8 protein-coding genes are annotated in these 17,718 nt (G+C 72.1%); 7 read left to right on the top strand and 1 reads right to left on the bottom strand.

Annotation, left to right across the window (positions count from 1 at the left end; genetic code table 11):
- Nucleotides 1-64: 64 nt before the first annotated feature.
- A complete protein-coding gene (locus KY572_RS19670) occupies nucleotides 65-463 on the top strand; it encodes a hypothetical protein (RefSeq protein ID WP_224244428.1) in 399 nt (132 codons plus the stop codon).
- Between the two features lie 137 nt (nucleotides 464-600).
- A complete protein-coding gene (locus tag KY572_RS19665) occupies nucleotides 601-2,088 on the top strand; it encodes a serine/threonine-protein kinase (protein WP_224244427.1) in 1,488 nt (495 codons plus the stop codon).
- A gap of 292 nt (nucleotides 2,089-2,380) precedes the next feature.
- Here the strand turns inward: KY572_RS19665 and KY572_RS19660 are convergent, their stop codons facing one another.
- Nucleotides 2,381-5,002 (bottom strand): protein kinase domain-containing protein, encoded by a 2,622-nt coding sequence (locus KY572_RS19660; RefSeq protein ID WP_317987871.1) that lies wholly within the window; start codon nucleotides 5,000-5,002, stop codon nucleotides 2,381-2,383.
- Nucleotides 5,003-5,211: 209 nt separating this feature from the next.
- On the opposite strand from KY572_RS19660, the gene KY572_RS19655 reads away from it, so the two are divergent.
- The 5 genes from KY572_RS19655 (at nucleotide 5,212) to KY572_RS19635 (ending at nucleotide 17,715) form a co-directional block, all read left to right on the top strand.
- The gene (locus tag KY572_RS19655) at nucleotides 5,212-14,769 is read left to right on the top strand and encodes a tetratricopeptide repeat protein (RefSeq protein WP_224244425.1); all 9,558 of its coding nucleotides are present in this window, start codon (nucleotides 5,212-5,214) and stop codon (nucleotides 14,767-14,769) included.
- Nucleotides 14,770-14,782: 13 nt separating this feature from the next.
- A complete protein-coding gene (locus KY572_RS19650) occupies nucleotides 14,783-15,397 on the top strand; it encodes a hypothetical protein (RefSeq protein ID WP_224244424.1) in 615 nt (204 codons plus the stop codon).
- The gene (gene queC / locus KY572_RS19645) at nucleotides 15,394-16,086 is read left to right on the top strand and encodes a 7-cyano-7-deazaguanine synthase QueC (RefSeq protein WP_224244698.1); all 693 of its coding nucleotides are present in this window, start codon (nucleotides 15,394-15,396) and stop codon (nucleotides 16,084-16,086) included. Before KY572_RS19650 ends, queC begins: the two co-directional genes overlap by 4 nt.
- The gene (ddpX, locus tag KY572_RS19640) at nucleotides 16,086-16,691 is read left to right on the top strand and encodes a D-alanyl-D-alanine dipeptidase (protein ID WP_224244423.1); all 606 of its coding nucleotides are present in this window, start codon (nucleotides 16,086-16,088) and stop codon (nucleotides 16,689-16,691) included. Before queC ends, ddpX begins: the two co-directional genes overlap by 1 nt.
- 127 nt (nucleotides 16,692-16,818) lie before the next feature.
- Nucleotides 16,819-17,715, top strand: coding sequence for a trypsin-like serine protease (locus KY572_RS19635; protein ID WP_224244422.1), 897 nt, complete (start codon nucleotides 16,819-16,821; stop codon nucleotides 17,713-17,715).
- Nucleotides 17,716-17,718: the final 3 nt, after the last annotated feature.

The following is a 17,718-nucleotide window of genomic DNA, read 5'->3' as shown; positions in this document are numbered from 1 at the left end:
GAAGTTGGGGCCGGGCGCTGTGTGAGAGTTGAAGAATTCGCGGCTCTGGCCGTATGGAGGCGGCATGCGAATCCTCATGCTCGTGGGTGTCCTGCTGTTGGTTCCGGGGTGTGTGGTCGTTCCAGCCCGGAGAGGGTCTTCTCCACCGCCGCCGCCTCCTTCGCGCCCGATGAACTACAACGAGGCCGTGAACCTGGGCTTCCAGTTCTGTCGCTCGCGCGGGTACGAGTGCCACGTCAAGGAAGCCCACATGACAGGCAACGACGTGTGGAAGGTGAAGTTCCGCGCGTTCGCTCCTGGCGCCAAGGGCCACGTCCACCTCGACTACGACGCGTACTCGCGCGCGCTGCTCAAGGTGGATGAGAAGGTGAAGGCGAAGAAGGGCGACCGGGACGACGACGACTGGGATGACGATGACCGCGGCCGAGGGCGTGGCCGGGGACACGGGAAGCACAGGGACTGAGGCCTCGGGTGAGCTGAGCGCCGCCCCGCCGGAGTCCGGTGCTCACCATACCTGTGGCAGCGGAATGGCGCGTGCCTACTCATGGGGTAGGCTGTGCGCGGGCGGAACGGACCGCCCTGCGGACAGCGAGGCATGCGATGACGGACGAGCTCACCCCTGACTCGCTCAGGCTTGGGAGCCTGGTAGGCCCCTGGCGCGTGGAGGGCTACGCCGGACGCGGCACCTATGGCGTGGTCTACAAGGCTCGGCGTGCTGGCCATCCGGGCTCCGCTCCGGTGGCCCTCAAGCTGGCGCTCTTCGCGTTCGACCCGCGCTTTCTACGTGAGGTGGAGCTGCTGTCGCGCACCCGCCACCCCTCCGTACCGGATCTGCTGGACCGGGGCTGGTGGCACTCGAGCGAGGGGCGCACGCATCCCTATCTCGTCATGGAGTGGATCCACGGAGTGCCGCTGTATGAGTGGGGGCGGGTGCACAGGCCCACTTCGCGTCAGGTGCTTCAGGTGGTGGCGCAGGTGGCGTGGGGCCTCGAGGTATTGCACAGGGCAGGGGGCCTGCACCGGGATGTGAAGGGAGACAACATCCTGGTGGAGCCCGAGGGCCAGGCCTTCCTCGCGGACTTCGGCTCGGGAACCTGGGAGGGAGCCGCCCCGCTCACGGACAACCTCATGCCTCCCGGGACTCGCGAGTACCGGAGTCCCGAGGCGCTGCGCTTCCAGTGGAACCACCTGCGTCAGCACGGCGCCCACTACGAGGCGCGCACCCATGACGATCTCTATGCGTTGGGCGTCAGTGCGTACCGGCTTGTGACGGGGATGTACCCGCCGCCGGGCACGGATCCGGAGGCGAGACTCGACCCGAGCCGGTCGCCCTTTCCACCACGGGAGCCGCCGCGCGTGCTCAACGAGCGGGTGATACCGGAACTGTCAGCGCTGATTGAGCGGATGATGGCAGCGGAGCCGGTGGTGCGTGGGCTTGCTCGCGAGGTGGCCGAGGCTGCGGAAACGGCGGCGGAACATGCGGGGCGCGAGGCGGATGTCCCGTTGGCGGGCCAGGCGGCTGCTCATGCCGGAGCCGTTGCCATCGCCGCTCGGGTGAGGGCCAGGTCCGATGCTCCGGTGACAACCCCCGTGTCACCACCCGCGGAGGTTGTCAGGGTGCCAACGCCAGTGCTTGTCGAGCCGGAGGTTCATGGCTGGAGGGACAGGGCCAGGATAGTCCTGGTAGCCGGGTGCCTGGCGCTGGTGACAGGAGGAATCTGGTGGACGGGCCATGGGGCGCACACGCGGCGCGCCACGTTCGTCCAGGTAGAGGAGCTGGCCGAGGGTGTGGAGGGATACGATGAGCCAGCATCGCTGGCGGATGCTTCCGTGACTACTCGGGTGTCCCCTCTGGATTCAACCGTGGCCTCGGGGATGATTGCTCTGCAGGTGCCGGATGATCCACTCCCGGGCCAGATGCGCGCTCCTTGCCGACGTCGTGGGACGGTCGAGATCAACGGCGGGTGCTGGATACGGTGGGCTGACTACCCGCCACCTTGTGGCGATAAGGCATACGAGTGGAAGGGCGAATGCTTCATGCCCGTCTATGGACCCGGGCGGCCACCTACCTCCAAGAAGCCTCAATAATGGAGCAACCATGAAGATGCGTTTCAGAACTCAAGCGCATGGTTGTGGAGAATGGACGCGGCTTCTGAGGATAGGAGTTCTGCTGTGGGCAGGTATTTTCGCTGATGTGCCTACGAAGCCACTCCCAGGCCAGATGAGGGTTCCCTGTCGACGTCGCGGGACGGTTGAGATCAACGGAGCGTGTTGGATCCCCTGGTCCAATCTCACTCCGCCATGTGGCGAGGGGGCCTACGAGTGGAGAGGTGAATGCTTCTTGCCCTTCATTGAGCGGCGAGCACAGCCCTCGACGTAGTCAGCGGGACTTCTCGAGCGTCTGCAGCGCCGCCGCCGCCTCGTCCTGGCCGCAGTTCTTCGAGCCGAGCAGCTGCTTCTCCTTGGGCTGCCCGGCCAGCTTCGTGAGCGCGGGTACTGCCTCCGTGCTTCCCAGCGCTCCAAGCCGTCGCGCGGCCTTGGCTCGTACGCCGCAGTCCTCCAAGGCCAGCGCCGTCATGTACACCTCCACCAGGTCCAGCCCCTTCGTCTCCTGCGAGGCCTCCAGGTAGCGCAGCGCTCCCCATTGCTTCGCTGAGGCGTCGCCCTCCGCCAGGGACTCGAAGTGGCTTCGCAGCGGGTCCTTCGGCAGCGCGCCCAGCAGCTTGCGCAGCCCCTTGTCACTCTCGTCGGCGCCGAAGTCCTCCGCGAGCGCGTCCAGCGCCTGCGGCTCCAGGTCCTCGCGCTGATCCGCGTCCAGGCCCAACAGCACTTCGTGCTCGTCGTTGTGCCGCTTCAAGCCGTGCAGCGCCAGCGCGCGCACCTGGCGAAGCTCCGGATCCTTGCGGTCTTCCGCGGGCACCGCGTCGAGCCGCTTGAGTGCCTCCGCGGGCTTGCCTGCCTCCAGCAGCCGCCGGGCCTGCACCGCCGGGCTCTGGTTCCACAGCCACAACCCCACCCCTCCGAAGAGCAGCACCCCTCCGGCCAGCCCCAGCCCCACGAGCCGCCGCGTCCGCGTCCCCAGCAGCCCCGTGAGCTTCTGGCCCAGTGCCTCCAGCGAGAGCTTCCCCGGGAGCACGGCGCGCTTCTCCGTCGGGGCGCTGCCCATGTCCCGGCCTCCGAAGGGCGGGCCCTCGGCGGCGGTGTGCTTGCTTCGGTAGAGCTGGAGCGACTCTCCCCGGCCGGGGAGCGGAATGGCTCCGCAGGCCTCCGCCGCCACCTCCGCGCGGTTGCGCGCCAGGTTCACGGACTCGGTGAACGTCACCTCGTCCGCGAGAGCCACCTGCTCCGCTGCCTTCACCACCTCCATGGGCTCGCCGAGCACGCTGTCGCGCATGAGCAGCACCTCGCCGGCATGCAGGCAGACGCGGACGTGGAGCCGCGTCTCCGGGGGCAAGGCTTGGTTGTGGCGCCACAGCCGATCCTGCATCCCCATGCCGCAGAGCACCGCGCCCGTGGGCGAGCTGAACACCGCGAGCAGCGAGTCTCCCCGCTTCTGGACGAGCTTGCCCTCGTACTCCTTCAGCAGCGGGAGGAGCAGCCCCTCGTACGTCTCCAACATCCGCAGGTGCTCCTCGCGCGTCTGCCGGCTGGTGAGCTCGGCGAAGCCCTGGATGCTGGTCAGCATCAGCGTGAGGTTCTGCGGCTTGCTCGCGAGCCCTCCACCAGAGGCCATGGGCGGCAGGGAGTTCGCCAGCGCGCCAAAGAGGGCCGTGCCGCTGCCCGTGGGAGGTGGCAGGGAGGTGGCGGGAGGCGCGGCTCCAAAAGCCGCGGTGCCGCTGCCGGTCGGAGGGGGAAGCGAAGTCGCGGGCGGGGCCACTCCGAAGGCCGCGGTGCCACTGCCGGCCGGAGGGGGAAGGGAAGTCGCGGGGGGCGCCACGCCGAAGGCCGCAGTGCCACTGCCAGCCGGAGGAGGCAGCGAGTGCGCCGCCGCGGGCGACTGGTTGTTCGCCGGTGCGTCCCATGGGACGGAGCCCGGAGGAGAGCCCTTCGCGCCATCCGCGGCCTCGGGACTCGCCGAGGCCAGGGCCGAACCCAGCGAGGGCACGGCGGGCGAAGCTCCGAAGGCCGCCGTGCCACTGGAGACGGGCGCGCCGCCTGGCACCAGCACCCCGGGCGGCGTGACGGTCGCCGGGAGCGGGCCCGCCGCCGCGGCGGCCAGCGCATCCGCCAGCACGTGCGCGTTCTGGAACCGATTGGCCGGATCCTTCTCCAGCAGCCGCATCACCAGCGCCACCAGCGTGGGGTGGATGGACAGCCCAGGGGCTGCGCGATCCAGCGGCAGCGGCGCCGCGTTCGCGTGCTGCGCGATGTACCTGCGCGGATCCGGCCCATCGAACGGCAGCCGTCCCGAGAGCACCCGGTACGCCAGCACCCCGAAGCAGTACAGATCGCTGCGCGCATCCACCCGCGCGCCGATCGCCTGCTCCGGCGACAGGTACTCCGGCGTGCCGAGCACCACTCCCACCTGGCTCACGTTGCTGTCGGCCTCGGGCTCGATGAGCCGCGCGATGCCGAAGTCCAGCAGTCGCGCCTGCTCGCCTCGCGCCGTCCGGGTGAGGAACACGTTCTCTGGCTTGATGTCCCGGTGGATGATCCCCTTGTCGTGGATGGCCGCCAGCCCCTCCGCCAGCTGGTGCAGCACCGTGAGCGCTCGCGCGGGCGCCAGCGGGCCGCTCCGCAGCAGCTCGAACAGGCTGTCGCCCTCCACCAGCTCCATCACCAGGCACGCGGAGTCTCCGGACTCGCCGAAGTCGATGATGCGCACCACCGCCGGGTGCTCCACCGCGGACAGCAGCCGCGCCTCGCGCTTGAAGCGCTCCGACATCCCCGGCTGCAGGTGCAGATCATGGTGCAGCACCTTGATCGCCACCTTGCGCCCCAGCGACACCTGCTCGCCCAGGTACACCTCTCCCATCCCGCCCGAGCCGATTGGACGGATCACCCGGAAACGACCTTCGAGGACGAGGGAGTCGGGGGCAAGCACCAGCGGCCATCTTGTCCGAGAATGGCGCGCCGCGCATGGCCCATCTCGGAAGGATTTCAGGATCTTCCGTCGCTGGTACCGCTGCCCCGCCGCCTGCCCTCCGGCCGGGGGAACGGTAAAAATTTCGAGGGCTTAGCCACCGTGGTACCCTGTGACCCCTCTCCCCGATGGCCACCGAAAGCGACTCCTCGAAGCCCGCGTCCGAGTCGGGCGCTGCCTCCCCCGAGCTCCGGCTGCTGGACCGGCGCGCCTTCGTGGGTTTTCCCCCGCTGGCACTGGCGCCCGGACTGACCATCGCGGACTTCGCGCTGCAGATCCCCGACGTCACCTTCCCCTTCAACGTCAGCGCCGGCCCCTCGCGCTACCAGCGCAAGAAGCTCCTCTTCGGCTTCCTGGAGCTCACCGTCGACGCGGACATGGTGGCGCGCAAGGTGGCGGAGCTGGCCGGACGTCTGGCCGGGCTCGAGGAGCTGAAGCTCCACTTCCGCCCCGGCTACCTGGAGGGCCAGGCCCGGCTGCAGGGCCCCGAGCGCACCCCCGCCACCTTCAAGATCGCCTTCGATGGCGATGGCGAGAAGCTGGCGCTCTACGTCTATGACGTGCGCCTGTACGGCTTCTCCTCCACGGCCTCGGTGCAGGTGCCGGGCATCCTCGCCTCCGCGGTGGGGGCGCTGGGGCTGCTGCCGGACATCGAGGTGCAGGGCGCCACCGGCTTCACCACCCGCGTGCTGGCCGAGCTGTGCCGGCTGGCGTCGGTGACGCGCGGCTTCAAGATGCCGGAGCTGGACCAGGCGCGCCTGTCCGCCGCCGAGGTGTCCAGCAAGGGCCTGCGCCTGCGCTTCTCCTCGGGTGGACTGCCGCCTCCCTCCGCGCCGGATGACGAGCTGTTGATGACGCTCGAGGGCGCGCGGGCCTTCGCCGAGCCCGAGGCGCTCATCGCCCAGGGCCGACTGGCCGAGGCGCGCGAGGCGTACCTCCAGGCCGGAGACGCCCAGGACGCGCACCCCTTCGCCGTGGAGCGGCTGCTGTCGCTGCTCGTCGCCGATCCGCAGGCGCATGACCTGGCGCTGGATGTCGCGGCCACGCTGCTGCGCCGTCGCGAGAAGAGCCCCGCCGCCCTCTGGGGCGAGGCCGTGGTGCGCGAGCGTCGGGGCGAGGAGGCCCGCGCCGCCGAGCGCTACCTGGCCCTCAGCGCGCTCTCGCGCCGCACGTCAGAGGATGCCGCGGCCTTCTTCGCCGCCGAGGCCGCCGCCCGCTGCTCTCGCGACACCGCGCCCGCCGTGGCGGTGAAGGCGCTCCATGAGCTGCTCGGCCTCAGGCCGGACCACCTGCCTTCCCTCAAGGCCCTGGCGCGTGCTTCCGACCAGGCCCGGGATCGCGCTGGCGCCGTGCGGGCCTATCGCCGGCTCGCCGCGCTGACGCGAGATCCCGCCGAGGCCGCGGACGCTCACGTCCACCTGGCGCGCCTGTGCGCCCAGACCGAGGACGACATCGCTGGCGCCCGGCTGCACTGCGAGGCCGCGCTGCGGCTGTCTCCGGACCAGCCGGATGCCCTGCTGCTGCTGGGCGAGCTGTGCCATCGCGATGGCGAGCACCTGCGCGCCCTCAAGGCGCTGGACCGGCTGCGCGAGGTGGCCCTGGCCCGGCACGAGCTCGACCGCGTGGGGCAGGCCAACCTGCTCGCTGGCCGCGTGTGGGAAGAGGGCCTCAAGCAGCTCGACAACGCCCTGCTGCGCTTCCGCGAGGCCGTGACGCTGCTGCCCGGTGAGCCCGAGCCGCTCTTCGCCGCCGGCCGCGTGGCCGAGGGCCTGGGCAAGGTGCAGGAGGCGCTCGCGGACTATCAGCAGGCGCTGGAGCTGGCCGGCCCCGCGCCGCGCTCCGAGTCCGTGCGCAAGGCCGCGCATTCCAGCCACCACGCCATGGCGCGTCTGTGCCGCACGAAGCTGGGAGATCCGGCGCGCGCCCGCGAGCACCTGGAGGCCGCGCTCGCGCTGGAGCCGAGGGACCTGGTGGCCCTCGAGGAGCTGATTCCGTACTTCCGTGCCACCGGCCGCGCCCTGGAGCTGGCCGAGGCGCTGGAGAAGGCCGCCGCCGTCTACGAGGAGCCCGCGAAGCGCGCCAACCTCTGGGCCGAGGCCGGCGAGCTGTACCGCGGCCGGCTGCAGCAGCCCGAGAAGGCCGAGCGGCTCCTGCTCTCCGCCGTCGAGGCCGACCCGAACAACAAGCCCGCGCTGGAGGCCATGCTCGCGCTGGCCGAGGCACGGCGTGATGGTGGGCTGCTCACGCGCTGCCTCGGGGCGCTCGCGCGCCTGACGCCCGAGCCCAAGGAGCGCGCCCAGAAGTATCGCCGCCTCGCGGTGGCCGCGAGGGACCTCACCTTCGATCTGGACCTGGCCGTCCAGGCGCTGCAAGAGGTGCTCAAGGCCGAGCCGGGAGATCTGCCCTCCCTCGGCGAGCTGTGCGCGCTGCAGCGCAAGCGCTCGGACATGGCGGGGCTGGCCACGGCGCTCGAGGATCGCGCGCGGGTGGCCGAGGCCCAGGGCGACAAGCGGCTGGCTTCGGCCGCGCTGCGCGAGCTGGCCGGAGTGCTCGAGGCGAAGCTCGGCCGGGTGGGCGAGGCGCTCGTGGCGATGGAGAAGGCGGCGCGCCTGGTTCCGGACCCCGCCGTGCTGCTGGACCTGGCGGACCTCTCGCTGCGCTGCGAGCGGCCGGAGCATGCCAGGAGCGCGCTGGAGTCGCTGCTGTCCTCCCTGCCTCGCACCGCCGCGCCCGAGCGGCTCGCCGACATCCGTGCCCGCCTGGGCCGCGCGTGTGAGCAATTGGGAGACCGCGATGGCGCCATCGCCGCCTACGCGCAGGCCTTCCCGCTGCGCCGGCTGGATGACGCGCTGGCCGCCCGCCTCGAGGCCCTCTACACGGAGGTGGGCGAGACGCGAGAGCTGGCCGAGCTGTGGGGCACCCGCGCCCAGGCCCTCGTCTCCGCCGAGCGCACCGTGGAGGCCGCGCCGCTCTTCCTCAAGAGCGCCCGGCTCCTGCTCAGCCGCGGCGAGAAGCCCGCCGCCCTGCTGCGCCTGTCCGCCGCCCTCGAGGCCGATCCCCAGGGGCCCATGGCCGCCGAGGTGCTCGACCTGCTCGCCGAGCTCGAGCTGGAGCGCGGGGAGAAGCTGGAGGCCGCGAAGCTGTACGCCCGCAAGGCCGTCCTCATCTCCGATGTGCGCGCCGGGGCTCGGCTCCTCTATCGCGCCTCGCTGCTGGCCGCTGGCACCACCCGCGAGGAGACCTTCCTCGCCGAGTCCCTGGAGCGCGACGCCACCTTCGCCCCTGCCCGAATGCGCCGGGGAGAGCTGCGCATGCCCTCGGATCCTCGCGGCGCCCTCGAGGATCTCGAGGTGGTGCTGGCCCTGCCGGCGACGGACCCGGATGCCCCGCGCGAGCAGGAGCTGCTCTCGCTCACCCGCAAGGCCGCCACCGCCGCGGTGCGCTCGGGCCGCACGGACTCCGCCCGACGGCTGCTGGCGCAGTACAGCGCCCAGGCTCCCACGGACCTCGACTCCCAGCTCGAGCTGGCCAGCCTGCACCGCAAGGTGGGGGCGAGCGAGGCCCTGGCGGATCTGCTCATCCAGCTGTGGCCCCGCCTCACCGGCGAGGCGCAGCGCAGCGCTCGTCGCGAGCTGGCGGAGCTGGCCCTCACCCTGGGGCGTGTCCACGAGGCTGCTACCGCCCTGCGCGCGCTCCTCGTCGAGGAGCCGAAGGACCTGTGGGCCGCGCAGGCCCTGCTGTCGCTGCTGCCCGCCCCGGGCACCGGCACGCCGGAGCAGGAGGCCGAGCGGCTGACCCTGCTGAGCACGCAGATCTCCGCCGCCGAGGGCGAGGCTCGTGCCGAGCTGCTGGCCCGTCGCGCCGCGCTCCACCACGCCGCGGGCCGTGCCACCGCCGCCCGGGATGACTTTGCCGAGGCCGCTCGACTCTCTCCGCGGCCCGCGCCGCTGCTGCTCTCCCTCGCCGAGCTCGCCCACGAGGCGGGGGACGAGGTGGCCGAGCTGTCCGCGTGGCGCCGCGCCGTGGCCGCCGACGCCACCCTGGGGGAGCGTGCTCGGAATCGGCTGCTCGCCATTGCCGCCTCCCTCATGGAGAAGGATGCGCGCGCCGAGGCCCGGGAGGCGCTGCGCGCCGCCGTCGCGCTGGAGCTGCCCTCCACCGAGCGCTGCGAGGCCTTCTTCTCCCTGGCCACCCTCGCCCGGAGGGATGGACATCCGGAGGCCGAGGCCGAGGCGCTCGCGGAGGCGGCTCGCCAGGGTCCGGTGCCTCGCCGCGTGGAGGCGCTGCTGGGCCGCGCTGGCTTGCTGGAGCAGCTGGGCCAGCGGCAGGAGGCGGCGCGGAGTCTCGAAGAGGCGCTCGCGCTCTCTCCCCGGCATCAGGGCGCCACCGTCGCGCTCCAGCGCGTGCTTCGCCAGCTGGAGGACTGGGCGGGCCTGGCCGCGCTCCTCGCCGCCGAGGCGCCTCATGCCGCGCCCGCTGGCGCCGCGGCGCTGTACTCCGAGCTCGCGGGCCTGTACCTCGACAAGCTGAAGCAGCCGGGCCCCGCCGAGGCGGCGCTGCGAGAGGCCCTCCGCCTCGCGCCGGATGACGCGAAGCTGCGCCGCCGGCTCGTCTCGCTCGTCGTGGCGCGCGGAGAGCTGCTCGAGGCCGCCGCGCTGCTCGAGGCCGCGGCCGAGGGTGCCGAGCCCGAGGAGGCCGCCACCTTCCTGCGAGAGGGCGCCGTCCATGCCCGCGCCGCCTCCGAGTCCGAGCGGGCCCTGCGGCTCGTCCGCCGCGCCCACGCGCTCATGCCCGCCGAGGGCAAGGAGCTCGAGGAGCTCGCCGAGCTGCTCTACCTCCACGGCGATGTGAAGGAGGCGCTGCCGCTCCAGGAGAAGCTCGCCGCCGAGGTGGACTTCGCGAAGGCTCGCGAGCAGGCCGAGGCCACGCTCCGACGCCTGGGCGAGCTGGCCGAGAAGGCCGGAGACACGAAGCGCGCCGTGAAGGCCTGGCGACGGCTGGCCGCGCAGAACCCTCGGGACGCGATGGCCGTGCACCGGCTGGCCGCGCTCCTCGAGAAGCAGGATCCCCGCGGCGCCTTCGAGGTGCTCGTCACGCACGTGAGGTCGCTCCCTCCGTCGGAGGAGACGGTCGCGCGGCTGGTGGAGCTGTCCGAGCGGGCACGCGCCTCGCTCGCGGATGTGGACGTGGCGGCGTCCCTGCTGACGCTCGCGGCGGAGATGGCCGCGGAGCCGCTGCCCCTGCGCAAGCGGCTCACCGCGCTCTACCGCGAGCAGGGCCGGACCCAGGAGCTGCTCGCGGAGCTGCGCCGGGTGGCCACGCTCAGTGTCCAGGTGGAGGCTCTGGACTCGGCCATCGACTCCTATGGTGAGGAAGCCCGGGTCGCCGAGGATGCGGGGCGGATGGACCAGGCCCTCGAGGCGCTCGGCGCGCTGAGGGATCTGCTGGAGTCCCAGGGCAAGCCCGCGGCGGCCGCTGCTCACGAGCGTCGCCGCGCCGAGCTGCTGCGGGACGTGAAGCTGGACCTGCCCGCGGCCGAGGAGGCCCTGGAGCGCTCGTTCCGGCTGAAGGCGGACTTCGAGACGGTGCAGATGGGCGAGGCGCTCGCCGCTCGCCGAGAGGACGCGCCCGCGCAGGCCCGCTGGCTGGAGCGCATGCTGCCGCTGCAGGCCGGCGCCCAGGAGCAGGGTGCGGTGCTCCTGCGCCTGGCGCGGCTGTACCTGGGCGTGCTGGCGGATGCGAGCAAGGCGGAGGGCTTCCTTCGTGAGGCGCTGCGCCGGGACCGCGCCCTGGTGGAGGCGGAGAAGCTCCTCGAGGAGCTGCTGGAGCGCGACGACCGGATGGCGGAGCTGGCCTCCTGGTACGAGGACTCCGCCGCGGAGGAGTCGGACTCCGCTCGGCGCGCGCTCCTGCTGCGGCGCGCGGCCGCGCTGTACCGGGATCGAGCCGGTCGCCCGGAGGCCGCGGCCGCCGCGCTGCTCGCCGCCCGTGCCGCCGCGCCGGATGATCTGGACCTCACCGCCCAGGCGGCGGATCTGCTCCACGAGGTGGGGCGCGAGGAGGATGCGGCCGAGTTCGACGCCATCCTCCTGGAGGGAGACCCCTTCCGCGAGCCCATCTTCACCCGTCACCTCGCGTTCCTGAATGAGGCGGGGGACCACCAGGCGCTCGCGGCGCTCATGCTGCGCCGGGCCCAGCGTCAGCAGCCCCGCGAGGCCTCCGAGAGCTACCTGAGCGCCGCCCGGGCCTTCCGGGAGGCGGGGGCTCGCGAGCGCGCGCTGCTGTGCGAGGACCAGGCCTTCGAGCTGGATCCCTCCAGCAACGAGGCCTTCGGGCTGCTGCGCCAGCGGATGGCGGGAGATGTGCGGCGGCTGGCGGATCTGCTGGCCCAGCGCGCGGCCGCCCTGCCCAAGGACGAGTCCCTGCCGTTGCTGCGCGAGCGCGCCCAGCGCCTGCTGGATGCGGGCGAGGCGCTGCTGGCGGCCGAGGCCTTCGACGTGTACCTCTCCCAGGCGGGGGAGGATGTGGAGGCGCTGGCGGCTCGCGCCGAGCTGGCGGCGCAAGGTGGCGGCCCGAGCGCCGCGCAGGCGTATGACCGTCGACTGGTCGCCGCGGGCCAGGGGCTGCCCGTGCCCGTTCGCGTGCGCACCTGGCTGCGGCTGGGGCACGCCTCGCTGGCCTCGGGCGCGTACCACGATGCCGCGGATGCCTTCGAGGCCGTGGTCTCGCTGGATCCCGACGGAGAGCGCGGCAAGGAGGCGCTGTCGCTCCTCACCGAGGCGTACTCGCGCACGGGCAACACGAAGGGGCTCTATCGCGCGTCGCTCCAGCTGGCGCGGAACGCCGATGGCGCGACAGCGGAGGTGCTCTATCGCCGCGCCGCGGATCTCTTCGACGATCCTCAGCAGGCCATCGACGCGCTGCTGCCGTTGGCGCGCCTGCGTCCCGCCGATGCCACCCTGATCGACCGGACCGTGCAGGGCCTGCGTGCCCTGGGCCGCCACGCCGAGCTGCTCGACGTCTACGAGGCGGGAGCCACCGCCGCGGGAGGCGGTCGCGCCGCGGAGCTGCTGCTGGCCGCCGCGAACGTGGCCGACGCGGAGCTGGCGGAGCCGGATCGCGCGTGGGCGCTGCGGCAGCGGGCCGTCGAGGCGGACCCCTCGAACGAGGCGGCGCTGCGCAAGCTCGTGGAGGGCCTGCGCCAGAGGGGTGACACCGAGCGGCTCCTGGAGGCGTTGCCAAGGCTCGTGGAGCGGACCGAGGACGCGGACGAGGCCGCCCTGCTGCGGCTGGAGCTGGCCTCGCTCGCCCGTGCCGCCGGTCAGGCCGCGCTGGCTCGCGAGGTACTGGAGAAGGTCGTCTCGCGAGGAGCCTCGGGCGCTGGCTACGGCGACGCGCTGGAGGCCCTGGAGCCCCTGCTGGCCGACGAGCCCGCCCGGCGCGCCGAGGTCCGCGTGGCACGAGCGGAGTTCGCCAAGGGCAGCGCCCACAAGGAGCTGCTCGTCTCCGCGGCGAAGGACTTCGAGGCCGCGGGACGCCTCCCGGACGCGCTGAAGGCGGTGAAGGCCGCCGCCGCTGTCGATCCGGAGGTGCCCACGCTGCGGCTGATGGCCCGGCTCTACCTCGCCTCGGGGGAGGCTCCGCGCGCGGCGAAGGCGCTGCTGCTGGCGGTTCGCTCCTCCACGGCCGAGGAGAAGCCCGCGCTGCTGCTGGAGGCCGCCGACCTCTGGGAGCAGGCCGGAGAGAAGTCCGAGGCCCTGGAGGTCATCGAGCGCTTCGCGGCCGAGACGCCCGAGGCGCTGAGCACCGCGGAGCTGGCCGAGCGCTTCCTGCGGCTCGGGGCCTCTGCTCGGGCGGTGGAGGTGGGCTTCGGGCCCGCGATGGTGGCCGGCAAGCTCGCCGACGCGCTGGCCCTGGCCGAGAAGGCGGGGGATGCGGCGCGGGTGCGCGAGGCGCTCTGGGCGCTCGCGGCGGCGCCGGACGCGAGCACCTCGCACGTGGGCCGGCTGGTGGAGAGCCTGCAGGCGGAGGCGGACCTCGCGGGGGTGCTGCGGCTGGCGGACCTCGTGGCCGGGCGCGACGCGGGGCTCGCGGGCATCCTGCGCGGCGAGGTGCTGGACGCGGCGACGGCTCCGGTGGAGCTGCGCCTGCGCGCCTTCCAGGTGCTGGTCTCGGGGCCGGACTTCGAGCACCGGCTCCCCGGGCTGCTGGCGGTGATGGGACAGCTCCCGACGGAGCTGGCGGAGGCGGTGCTCGCGTACGTCCGGGCGCTGCCTCCCACGCGGCGCATCGAGGCGCTCCGAGCGGTGGAGCAGGGCTGGCCCGAGCGGCGCCCCGCCTTCCTGCGCGAGCTGTTCGAGCTGCAGCGCTCCGAGGGCCGTCATGAGGACGCGGTGCTCACCCTGGCGGCGCTCGTCGAGGGAGAGACGGACACGCGGGCCCGGGTGGCGCTGCGGCTGGAGTACGGCGAGGTGATGCTCTCGTTGCCCCAGGAGGAGCGCTTCGCGGCGGCTCGCCCGAAGGCGCGGGCGTCCTTCGAGCGCGCGCTGTCGGAGGACGGCACGTGCCTCCCGGCGCTGAAGCACCTGCTGGCGCTGTACGACGAGAAGCAGGACGCCGAGGCCTTCGTCGCGATGGCCGGACGCCTGGAGTCGCTGGCGGGGGCCGAGGCGCTGGAGCCCTACCGCGAGCGCATGGCCGATGCCTACGAGGCCCTCGGGAAGCCCGCGGAGGCGGCGGCCCAGCTCGCGGCGCTGCCGGAGACGCCGGAGCGGCTGGAGCGGCGGGTGCGGCTGGCCGAGGAGCGAGGCCTCACGGGCGAGGCGCTGCAGCTGCGCGAGCGGCTGACGGACGAGCCCGAGGCGCTGGAGACGATCCTCCGCGGCTACCTGGACGCGCAGCTCTTCCCCTTCGCGGTGAAGCTGGCCGAGCGGCTCCTGGAGCGGCAGGCCCTCTCCGTGGGCGCCACGAGGTTGGTGGCCGAGCGGCTCTCTCCCTCCATCCAGGGGGCGCGGCTGGCCGCGCGCCTCTGGCCCGTGCTGCTGAAGGAGAAGACGTTCGACGTGGATGGGTGGACGCTGTACGCCGAGGCGCTGCGTCAGCTCGGCCGGACCGACGCCGCCGAGCGCGTGGACGGCGTCGCCGCGGTGCTGTCCGACAGCGAGCTGATGGCGCCCTCCGTGCACGTGCTACCCCTGCCGAAGCCGCCGAGCGGCTTCCGCCACCCCATGCCTTCGGGCCTCCTGCCGGTGACGGAGGAGCGCCTTCCTCGGGTGTACGTGGCGCTCCGGCCCATCCTCAAGAAGCTGGGGGCGGGCGGCACGCAGGTGCTGCTGGATCCCGTCGGCGGCGTGGAGGCCTGGCTGGCCAGCCCGGAGGAGCTGGTGCTGGGCGCGGGCGCGCTCACGTGCTTCGGTCCGGTGGAGCTGGGCTACCTCTGCGCCCTGGCGCTGAGCCTGGGGGAGAAGGGCGTGGCTCTGGCGCGTCCAGGCCCGGTGGAGGGCCTGGAGGAGGCGGCGGTGGAGGCCTTCCGCGCGATGCCTACCTCCCTGGCGGCGGGGCGGGTGCTGGCCCGGCTGGACCCCGACATGCGGGGCGGAGACCCGATGGACGTGGATGAGGGGGCGGTGCTCGTCGCCAGCCCGGCGTTCCGCGCAGTCGCCCTCACGGTGCTCGAGCTCGTGTAGGCTGCGCGGCGCCATGCGCCTGCGAAGATACGTCCTCCTCTCCTTCCCCATCCTCGTGATGGCGGCCGTCGCTTGTCTGTCCGAACCCCAGTACCCGGGAGACCAGGTGCTGGGGACCTTCCGGTTCGATGCCACCATCGACTGGTCGCGGACCACCTGCACCACGAACCCAGGGGGCATCGTCCAGCTCAGCGATGCGGGGCCCCTCCGCTTCGAGGGCACCTTCTCGCGCAACACGAGCGGGGACGAGGGCTGGCTGACGGTGCAGGGATTCTCTCGCGACGCGGACTACACCGGGCAGCGGGTGGTGTCCGTGCAGCGCGTGGCGGCCACGCTGGCGGGCTGCGGCAGTGGCTGCGAGGGCGCGCAGATCGAGGAGACGCTGGACACCCTCCTCTTGAGCAGCAGCCAGGATGACTTGATCGGCCGCAGCTGCGCGCGGCTGGTGGATGGCGGCGTGCCGGAGAGTGATGGCGGCGTGCAGCCTCCGGGCCCCACGCCGAACGGGTATGACGTGCAGCGGGCGTGTGGAACGCTGATCGACGACTTCATCCCGGGCACGAAGAACTGCACGTGCATCAAGGGATGCCGGGCTGTGTACACGGTGGAAGGGATGCGGGTGAACTGATGAAGAAGGCCGTGGTGCTGCTCTCCGGAGGGCTGGACTCCACCACCTGTCTGGCCATGGCGAAGGCGGCGGGCTTCGAGCCGGTGTGCCTGGCGATCTCGTACGGCCAGCGCCACGCGGTGGAGCTGGAGCGCGCGCGCAAGGTGGCGGAGGCGATGGGGGTGAAGGACTTCCGCGTGGTGCCCATCGACCTGCGGAGCGTGGGAGGCTCGGCGCTGACGGCGGACATCCCGGTGCCGAAGGACCGGCCGGAGACGGAGATGTCCCACGGCATCCCCGTGACGTACGTGCCGGCGCGCAACACGCTCTTCCTGGCGCTGGCGCTGGGGCTGGCGGAGGTGGTGGGCGCGCAGGACCTCTACATCGGCGTGAACGCGGTGGACTACAGCGGCTACCCGGACTGCCGGCCGGAGTTCATCCGCGCGTTCGAGGCGCTGGCGAACCTGGCGACGAAGGCGGGAGTGGAGGGGGCGCGCTTCAAGATCCACGCGCCGCTGTCGGGGATGACGAAGGCGGACATCATCCGCGAGGGGACGCGGCTGGGCGTGGACTATGGGATGACGCACTCGTGCTACGACCCGGACGCGCGGGGCCTCGCGTGCGGGCACTGCGATAGCTGTGTGCTGCGGAAGAAGGGGTTCCAGGAGGCGGGGGTCCCGGACCCGACGCCCTACATGGAGGCGAAGTGATGCTGCCCGCGGCGAAGCTGGCGCTGACGTTGTGGCTCTCGGCGGGAGCGGGCGAGTCGCCCGTGGTGGACGCCACGGAGCTCATCCCGGATCTGGTGTTGGACCTGCGCTACGCGACGGAGGACAACTTCCTGAAGCGGAAGGTGTACCCGGACGGCGCGCGCTGCATGCTGCTGCCGGACACGGCGAACCGGCTGAAGAAGGCGGCGGACACGCTGCGGCCGAAGGGCTACCGGCTGAAGGTGTACGACTGCTATCGGCCGCGCGCGGTGCAGTACGAGATGTGGAAGATCCTGCCGGAGCCGGGGTACGTGGCGGACCCGAAGTTCGGCTCGAACCACAACCGGGGCGCGGCGGTGGACCTGACGCTGGTGACGGCGGACGGGGCCCCGGTGGAGATGCCGACGGCGTTCGATGACTTCACGCCCGCGGCGCACCACGGCTACAAGGGCGGCACGGAGGCTTCGCGCAAGCACCGGGAGCTCCTCCGCCAGGCGATGGAAGGCGCCGGCTTCAAGCGCAACAGGATGGAGTGGTGGCACTACGATCTGCCGGGAGCGAAGAAGCTGCCCGTGCTCGACGTGCCCTTCACGAAGCCGCAGTGACAGGGGAGGCTGGATGCCCCTCCCTCAAAGATGGCTTTTTCCTGGCGTGGTGGCCCTCACCTGCCTGCTGGGCTGTGGTCGCTGTGATGGACACGAGGCTGGAGCAGGGAAGAAGTCTCGCCTGACGGTGGAAGGACTCCTCGCTGGTACCCGGCCCGTCAATGGAGAGCTGGCACCCTCCACCGAGCTTGGCGCGGAGGGGTTTGAGTTCGGTCCTGCCCAACCAGACGTCCGACAATTCGCGGGCGAGATGGATGTGCAGAACCGCTACCTGCCCGTCGTGATGCTCTCGCTGAACGACCCCATGGCTCTGCCGGACTGCAGTGGAGTTCTCTTGGGGCCTCGCCTGGTGCTGACCGCGGGGAGCTGCGTCTGCGCACTGAGAGAAAAGGGGGCTCTCTCCATTGCTCGAGCGGAGAGCAGGGCGGACAAGTCGTCATGTGTGAAGCGGGTTCTCGTGACCGCTGTCGCCTATGGGGAGGTAGGCAATCCCAGGTTCAAGGAGAGGACGACGGACATGCAGTTCCACACGTCCGCAGGCTCCGTCAGCCCTCATCCGAGCCTGGAGCTGATTCTGGACCCACGCGGCTTCGTCGTGAGAAGCCAGGCCGACCTTGCCACGATCGTGCTGGATGAACCCATGGAGGAGGAGGCCTCGGAGGTTCTGCTTGCAAGGGATGAAGCCCAGGTAGGCGAAGCCTTGGTCATGGCGGGATACGGCCATGATGAGATCGTGGGTGGCTTCCACGGCGTTCGTTACTCTCGCAAGAACAAGGTGGTGGGGGTCACGCCCTCCGAAGGAGGACGGATTCAATACGAGCAGCAAGGGGCTGCCGCGTACAACGGCTTCGACGGAGGACCGTGCTTCCGCGAAGCAGAAGGGCGGCGCTGGCTGGTCGGCGTCGCGAGGGCCCGCGCGGATCGGGAACTCGTGTGCACGAGCACCGTCACATACGAGGCGTGGCTGCATTCGGAGCTGCAGCGCGCGAAGGACTCTCGGGGCAGCAAGCCGCCTGGCCCATGAAGG

The sequence above is a fragment of the Hyalangium gracile genome, from assembly GCF_020103725.1.
Classification (GTDB): Bacteria; Myxococcota; Myxococcia; order Myxococcales; family Myxococcaceae; genus Hyalangium; species Hyalangium gracile.
This window is presented reverse-complemented; position numbering and strand designations above follow the sequence as displayed.

Excerpts from the sequence above, each read along its gene's own strand:
- KY572_RS19670 (WP_224244428.1), top strand. The coding sequence starts at position 65 with ATGCGAATCCTCATGCTCGTGGGTGTCCTGCTGTTGGTTCCGGGGTGT.
- ddpX (WP_224244423.1), top strand. The coding sequence starts at position 16,086 with ATGCTGCCCGCGGCGAAGCTGGCGCTGACGTTGTGGCTCTCGGCGGGA.
- KY572_RS19655 (WP_224244425.1), top strand. The coding sequence starts at position 5,212 with ATGGCCACCGAAAGCGACTCCTCGAAGCCCGCGTCCGAGTCGGGCGCT.
- KY572_RS19665 (WP_224244427.1), top strand. The coding sequence starts at position 601 with ATGACGGACGAGCTCACCCCTGACTCGCTCAGGCTTGGGAGCCTGGTA.
- KY572_RS19650 (WP_224244424.1), top strand. The coding sequence starts at position 14,783 with ATGCGCCTGCGAAGATACGTCCTCCTCTCCTTCCCCATCCTCGTGATG.